We start from the raw sequence: 7,155 nt of genomic DNA on the forward strand, positions 1-7,155 counted from the left end.
CGCGGCCAGGGAGGCGAGCGCGGCCGGCGCCGCCGGGGCGGTCACGCCCGGCCCGCCGGCGTCGTATGGTCGCGCTCGGCGCGTTCGGCGCGGTGCAGCTGCACGAGGGCGGTGATCACCCACAGCGGCTGGACGCCGAGGACCGGCAGCAGCCAGGACGGCGGGAGGCCGAACGGCCGGATCCCGCCGAGGCCCCGGGCGAGGGCGAGGAGGGCCGGGATCGCCGCGGTCACGGCCAGGACGATCGCGGCGGTCTGCAGGGCGATCCGCAACTGGGCACGGACGAGCGCGCGCGCATCGTGCCGTCCGGGCGCGCACCGGGCGCGGGCGCCGGCGGCCCAGGGCGGGCCGGTATCGGACGGGCTGGTATCGGACGGGTCGGAGTCGGACGGGTCAGAGTCGGACGGGTCGGAGTCGGAGGGGCCGGTACTGGACGGGTCTGAGTCGGGCGGGTCCTCGCCGGCGGGCACGGGGGCCGCCGCCGGCGCACCGCCTTCCGGCCGGGCCGGGTCGGGCGTCGGATGCGGGTCAGCCATGGGCGCCGCCCCCCTCCCCCGGGCCGCCCGGGCCGCCCGCCGCGTGGTGGAACCGGCGCACCAGCAGGTCGCGGACCTCGCGGGTGTGCCGGCGGCTCACCGGCAGCAGCGCGTCGCCGATCTGCACCGCGGCCCGGCCGCCGTCGAACCGCAGCTCGGTGATGTGCGCGGACGCGACGAGCGTGCTGCGGTGGATCCGGATGAACCCGGCGGCCTCCCACCGCTTCGTCAGCGCCGTCAGCGGCATCCGCACCAGGTAGCCGCCGTCGGCGGTGTGCAGCCGGACGTAGTCGCCCTGCGCCTCGACGTGGGTGACGGTCCGCCGCGACACCAGCCGGGTGCGGCCGCCCAGCTCGACCGGGATCATCTCGTCGTCGGCGCCCGCGTCGGGGGCGTCCTCGCCCTGCGGCCCGGTCCGGGACGCGGCCAGCTCGACCCGCCGGACCGCCTCGGCGAGCCGCTCCGGCCGGACCGGCTTGAGCAGGTAGTCGAGCGCGCCGAGCTCGTAGGCGGCGACGGCGCAGTCGTCGTGCGCGGTGACGAACACGACGTGCGGGGGCGCGGCGAAGCCGGTCAGCAGCCGGGTGAAGTCCAGGCCGTCGAGCCCGGGCATCCGGATGTCCAGGAACACCGCGTCCAGGCGCTCGCCCTCGACGAGCATCCGGCTCAGGTCGCGCAGCGCGGACGAGGCGTCCTCCGCGCCGGTGACCCTCCCGATCCTCGGGTCCTCGCGGAGCAGGTGGACCAGTTCCTCCAGGGCGGGGCGCTCATCGTCGACGGCCAGGACGTGCAGCATGGTGGCGACTTTGCCGCGATTACCGTCTGTCCGCAATCGGTTCCGAAAAGTGAGTACCGCACCGGGGTGCGGACGCTCAGTCCGGAAAGATGCCCGGACGGTACTTCGGAACGCGCAATCTGACCTTCGTTCCCGCTCCGAGCGCTGTCTCGACGGTCAGGCCGTACTCCTCTCCATAGACTTGGCGCATCCGCTCGTCGACGTTGGCGAGCCCGATCCCGCCGCCGCGCCGGTCCGGGGTGGCGACGCTCCCCCATCCGGTCGGCCCGGGGCGGCCGATCGGGGCGGCGAGGATCTCCTGGAGCCGCTCGGGGTCCATGCCGACCCCGTCGTCCTCGATGCTGATCGCGGCCTCGGCGCCGGAGTCGCGCGCCACGATCGAGATGTGCAGCGGGCCGCGGGTGCCCTTCATCCCGTGCCGGATCGCGTTCTCCACCAGCGGCTGCAGGGCGAGGAACGGGACGGCGACCGGCAGCACCTCGGGCGCCACCTGCACGTCGAACCGCAGCCGCTCGCCGAACCTGGCGCGCTCCAGCAGCAGGTACCGGTCGATGGAGCGCAGCTCGTCGGCGAGGGTGGTGAAGTCGCGCGGGTCGCGGAAGGAGTAGCGGGCGAAGTCGGCGAAGTCCAACAGCAGGCCGCGCGCCCGCTCGGGGTCGGTGCGGACGAACGAGGCGATCGTGGTCAGCGAGTTGTAGACGAAGTGCGGGGAGATCTGCGCGCGCAGTGCCCGCATCTCGGCCTCGGCGAGCCGGATCCGTGCGGTGTCCAGCCGGGCCAGCTCGAGCTGGCCGGTGACCAGCCGGGCCGCCTCGCCGACGGCGCGGACGCGCGCGGTGGACGGACCGGTCCAGTACGCGGTGAGGGTCGCCTCGACGCGCCCCTCGACGGTGAGCGGCGCGACCATGGCGACGCGGACGCGGCACAGCGGGTCGCGGCAGCCGAGCAGCTCCGGGGCGATCACGCGGGGGCGGCCGGATTCGAGCACGGGCAGCGCGTGGGCGACGGCGTCGCCGGCGTGCTCGTCGCGTCCGGCGCCGTCCCAGGCCAGCAGCCGGGGGGCGGGGTCGGCGCCGTCGCCGCGGCCGCCACCGGGACGCGCACCGGCGGCGCGGCCGTCGCCGCCGTACGCGCCCTCGGCGTACGGCTCGTCGCCGTACCGGTCGGCGCCATGGGGATCGTCGTCGTACCGGCCGTCGTCGTAGAGATCGTCATCGTAGAGATCGTCGCCGTAGGGGGCGTCCGCGTACGGGTCGTCGTCGCCGATGGGGACGCCCACGACCGCGACGGCCTCGGCGCCGAGCAGTGTCCGCAGGTGCCGGGCCGCCTTGCGGGCCGACCCGGGGGTCAGCCCGCCGCGCAGCGGCGGCGCCACGCGGGCGAGGGCGTGCAGGGGCGCGAACGACGCCTGCTCCGCCGGGACGGCGGGGGCGCGGCGCGGGAGCCGCAGCCGCCCGCGCAGCGCGACCGCGCCCGCGGCGGCGCCCGCGGCCAGGGCGCCCGCGAGAATGTCCGCGACGGACGGTAGGACCATGACAACGTACGGTAACGGTTGTCTTCCGCCTAGGTCGGTGTGTTGCCGATTTACGGCGGCGTCCGGCCCTCGCGGCTCAGAGGGGCGGCGCCTCGCCCTCGTCCTCCTGGTAGGAGTACCGCTGCTCGGACCAGGGGTCGGCGACGTTGTGGTAGCCGCGCTCCTCCCAGAACCCGCGGCGGTCCTTCACCAGGTACTCCACGCCCCGGACCCACTTCACGCTCTTCCACGCGTACAGGTGCGGGACGACGATCCGGATCGGGAAGCCGTGGTCGGCGGTCAGCCGCTCGCCGTCGTGGTGGGTGGCGAACATCGTCCCGTCGGCGAGGAAGTCGCTCATCCGGATGTTGGCGCTGTAGCCGTACTCGGCCCACACCATCACGTGCGTCACGTCCGGCGCGGGCGGCGCCAGCTCGACGATCGCCGTGCCGGGGACGCCCTCCCACTCGTTGCCGGGGATCGTGAACTTGGTGACGCAGTGGAAGTCGGAGATCGCGCGCACCCGCGGCAGCGCGTCGAACTCCTCCCAGCTCCACCGGTGCTGCTCCCCCGACGCGGTGGCGCCGAAGACCCGGAAGTCCCAGTCCTTGGGACGGAACTTGGGGACCGGCCCGTAGTGGAGGACCGGCCAGCCCCGGGGGACGTACTGGCCTGGCGGCAGGTCCCGCGGCTGCGGCGCGGACGGTTCGGGGTGGGACATGACGCCGCCATCCTGCCATCAGGCGTGAGCTGAGCCATATTCGGGGGCCTTGCGGGATTCGGCGGCGCGCATCGGCTACGCTGAGCCCGTGCGCAACATCGTGTATTTCTTCTGGTTCGACCAGCCCGGGCGGCTGGTCTGCCAGACGTTGCGCTGACAGACCACAAGGCGAGAGCCCCGGGCCCCATCGGCCCGGGGCTCTCGTCGTGTCCAGGGGGTCGTCCGCGGGATCCGGCCCGGATCCGCGCGCGGTCCGCGTGATGAGGAGAGGCAGCACACCCATGGTCGTCGTCATGGCCCCGGAGGCCACCGAAGCCGATATCAAGGCCGTCGTCTCACTGGTCGAGACGGCGGGAGGCGACGCGTTCGTCAGCCGGGGCGTGGAACGCACCATCGTCGGGCTCGTCGGCGACGTCCAGCAGTTCGGGTCGCTGAACCTGCGCGGGATGCGCGGGGTGACCGACGTGGTGCGCATCTCGGTCCCCTACAAGCTGGTGAGCCGCGAGCACCACGCCGAGCGCACGGTGGTGCGGGTCGGCGGCGTGCCGATCGGCCCGGGCACGGTGACGCTGATCGCCGGCCCGTGCGCGGTGGAGACCCCGGAGCAGACGCTCGGCGCCGCGCAGATGGCGCAGGCGGCGGGCGCGACCCTGCTGCGCGGCGGCGCGTTCAAGCCCCGCACGTCGCCGTACGCCTTCCAGGGCCTCGGCGAGGCCGGCCTGCGCATCCTCGCGGACGTGCGGGAGGAGACGGGCATGCCGATCGTCACCGAGGTGGTGGACGCCGGGGACGTCGATCTCGTCGCGTCCTACGCCGACATGCTGCAGATCGGCACCCGCAACGCGCAGAACTTCGCGCTGCTGCAGGCCGCGGGCGAGTCCGGCAAGCCGGTGATGCTCAAGCGCGGCATGAACGGCACGATCGAGGAGTGGCTGATGGCCGCCGAGTACGTCGCGCAGCGCGGCAACCTCGACATCGTGCTGTGCGAGCGCGGCATCCGCACGTTCGAGAAGGCCACCCGCAACACCCTCGACATCTCCGCGGTCCCGGTGGCGCAGCGCCTCTCCCACCTGCCGGTGATCGTGGACCCGTCGCACTCGGGCGGCAGCCGCGACCTGGTGCTCCCGCTGACCCGCGCGGCCGTCGCGGTCGGCGCCGACGGCGTGATCATCGACGTGCACCCGCACCCGGAGACCGCGCTGTGCGACGGCCCGCAGGCCCTGGTGGACGGCGACCTGCGCGAGCTGGCCAAGCTCATGCGCGACCTGCCGCCCATCGTCGGCCGCACCCTGACCGAGGCGCCCGGCCCCGTCCCCGCCTGATTCGGCCCGGCGCCGCCCGACCCCGTCGGCTTGTGGCGTATCGCCCTCATGAGGACCTTCATGACGGCGATACGCCGCAAGTCAACGCGTGTGCGGGCTGCTGGTAGTTTCGTGGGCATGGCGTACTGGACCTCGAACCTCGGCCCGCCCCGCTCCTGACGGGGCGCGGCGACGGCACCTCCCTGCGAGTCCTGACGGACCCGGCGCGACCGCGCCCGGTCCGCGTTCTCCTGCGCCCCGGATCCGGATCCTTCCCTCCCGATTCGAGCCCAGGAGCCTTTCCCGTGTCCTTGCGCACGTCCAGAACCTTCGGAACGTCCCGGCGGGCCTCCGCGCCCGCGTCCCCGACCGCCCGGCGCGCCCGCGGAGGCGGCGCCGACATCCTCCTCGCCGCGTCCCTGTGGGGCACGACCGGGACGGCCCGCACCTTCGCGCCCGGCGCGTCCAGCGTCTCCGTCGCCGCCGCCCGGATCGTCATCGGCGGGCTGCTGCTGCTCGCCTTCGCCGCCGCCACCCGCCGCGACGGCCTGCGCCGCCTCCTGCGCGGCCGGTCCCGCCTGGGGCCGCTCGCGCTCGGCGCCGCGGCGATCGCGGTGTACCAGGTCGCGTTCTTCGTCGCCGTCGCCCGGACCGGCGTCGCCGTCGGCACCGTCGTCACGATCGGCAGCGCGCCCGCGTTCACCGGGCTGATCGGACTCGCGACGCGGCGGGCCGTCCTGACCGGCCGCTGGACGCTCGCGACCGCGGGCGCCGTCGGCGGCTGCGCCCTGCTGGTCGGCGCCGGGCACGGCTCCGGCGTCGACCTCGCCGGCATCGCGCTCGCGCTGCTGTCCGGGCTGGCCTACGCGGTGTACGCGACCACCGCGTCCGTCCTGATCACCCGCGGCGAGGACGACCGGGCGACCGCCGGGGCGCTGTTCGGCGCCGCCGCGGTGCTGCTCGTCCCGGTCCTCGCGGCCGAGCCCGCCGGGTGGCTGCTCACCGGCTCCGGCGCGGCGACCGCCCTCTACCTCGGCGCGGTCACCACCGGCCTCGGCTACGTGCTGTTCGCGCGGGGCCTGCGCGGCACCCCCGCCACGACGGCGACGACGCTGACCCTCGCCGAACCCGCCGTCGCGGCGGTCCTCGGCACGGCGGTGCTCGGCGAGCACCTGGGCGGGACCGCCTACGCCGGCCTCGCGCTGCTCGCCGCCAGCCTCGTCGTGCTCGTCGCGCCGGCGCGGCGTCCGCGAAAGCACGGGGAACGCGGGTCGAGCGGTAACGAATTGGTCTGAACCACTCGCCAGATCGGGAGGCGGCGAGGATGATGTCCGGCATGACGATGGGCGATGGCGACGCCGGGGGACGGCTGTTCCCGGAGGACCTGGACGGCGTCGACCCGGTCGCCGCCGTGATGCTGGCGGACGCCTGCCGCTCCCTCGCCGCCTACCCCGATCTGGTGGCGGTCGGCCCGCTGTTCACCGCGGCCGAGCGGGTCTCCGGCGGCTGGCAGGTCGTCTGCCCGCCGGACCCGCTGCCGCAGGGCGCGCGCGAGCTGCTCGCCGACCACCTCGACGACCGCGCCGCCCGGATGGACGAGGGGGCCGCCGGCGAGTTCCGGCGGGCCGCGGCGGCGCTGCGGGCCGGGCCGTCCGACACGGTGGCGGCGGCCGGCCGGCGGTTCGCGATCGTGCGGGTCGAGCAGCTGGTGCGGACCGGCCCGGACGGCCCCGAACCGCCCCGGCCGAGCGACCCCGACCCGCGTCCGGCGTCCGTCCCGGCCTCCTACCGCCGCCCCTACGACCTGCTGTCGGGCGAGGGCACCGGATCCGACCTCGCCACCGCCGAGCTGCTGTGCCAGGTGCTGGACGCGGCGGCGCTCAGCGGCAGCGAGCCGTCCGGCGCGTTCCTCACCCCGGTCGCGCTCGCGCCCGCGTTCACCGTCGCCGAGCGCGGCCCCGGCGTCCCGGGCGGGCCGTCCCGCGAGCGCCGCTGGCGCCCGGTCGGCCGCCTGCACGCCACCCCGCAGCAGGCCCGCGACTCGCTGGCCGGCTACCTGCGCGACGTGGCGCCCGCCGTCGAGGCCCTCGGCGAGACCGACGCCGCCGCCTACGCGGAGGCCGCGGAGCTGCTGGCGGAGGAGCCCCGGCGCAACGGCATCTCGGTCGCGGGACGCCGCTTCCGGATCGTCCGCATCGAGCGCATCACCCTCCTGGGCCCCGAGGGCCCCGAACCCCCGCGTCCGACCGACTTCGACCAGTACTGATCGCGGCGGCCCCGCGTCCTCG

At 75.5% G+C, this 7,155-nt stretch carries 7 protein-coding genes; 3 read left to right on the forward strand and 4 right to left on the reverse strand.

The genetic code is table 11. The features are described from left to right. Positions 1 to 41: 41 nt before the first annotated feature. From ABZ914_RS43090 to ABZ914_RS43105, 4 genes are all read right to left on the reverse strand, one after another. Positions 42 to 536 (reverse strand): hypothetical protein, encoded by a 495-nt coding sequence (locus ABZ914_RS43090; protein ID WP_500200557.1) that lies wholly within the window; start codon positions 534 to 536, stop codon positions 42 to 44. Further along, entirely contained in the window at positions 529 to 1,332 is an 804-nt protein-coding gene (locus ABZ914_RS43095) for a LytR/AlgR family response regulator transcription factor (protein WP_500200558.1), read from the reverse strand. Before ABZ914_RS43095 ends, ABZ914_RS43090 begins: the two co-directional genes overlap by 8 nt. Positions 1,333 to 1,408: 76 nt before the next feature. Further along, positions 1,409 to 2,866, reverse strand: coding sequence for a sensor histidine kinase (locus ABZ914_RS43100; protein WP_500200559.1), 1,458 nt, complete (start codon positions 2,864 to 2,866; stop codon positions 1,409 to 1,411). Positions 2,867 to 2,942: 76 nt separating this feature from the next. Beyond that, on the reverse strand, positions 2,943 to 3,566 hold the full coding sequence (locus ABZ914_RS43105; protein WP_500200560.1) for a sulfite oxidase-like oxidoreductase: 624 nt from the start codon (positions 3,564 to 3,566) through the stop codon (positions 2,943 to 2,945). A gap of 281 nt (positions 3,567 to 3,847) precedes the next feature. Here ABZ914_RS43105 and aroF point away from each other — a divergent pair, with 281 nt between their 5' ends. From aroF to ABZ914_RS43120, 3 genes are all read left to right on the forward strand, one after another. Continuing rightward, complete coding sequence (gene aroF, locus ABZ914_RS43110) at positions 3,848 to 4,888, forward strand: 3-deoxy-7-phosphoheptulonate synthase (protein ID WP_190861879.1); 1,041 nt, start codon at positions 3,848 to 3,850, stop codon at positions 4,886 to 4,888. 284 nt (positions 4,889 to 5,172) lie between these two features. Further along, positions 5,173 to 6,162 (forward strand): EamA family transporter, encoded by a 990-nt coding sequence (locus tag ABZ914_RS43115; protein ID WP_500200561.1) that lies wholly within the window; start codon positions 5,173 to 5,175, stop codon positions 6,160 to 6,162. Between the two features lie 41 nt (positions 6,163 to 6,203). Beyond that, positions 6,204 to 7,133: a DUF5954 family protein gene (locus ABZ914_RS43120; RefSeq protein WP_433238144.1), complete on the forward strand. Its 930-nt coding sequence runs from the start codon at positions 6,204 to 6,206 to the stop codon at positions 7,131 to 7,133. The last annotated feature ends 22 nt before the right edge of the window (positions 7,134 to 7,155 follow it).

It is taken from the genome of Spirillospora sp. NPDC046719, assembly GCF_040645715.1.
Lineage (GTDB): Bacteria > Actinomycetota > Actinomycetes > Streptosporangiales > Streptosporangiaceae > Spirillospora.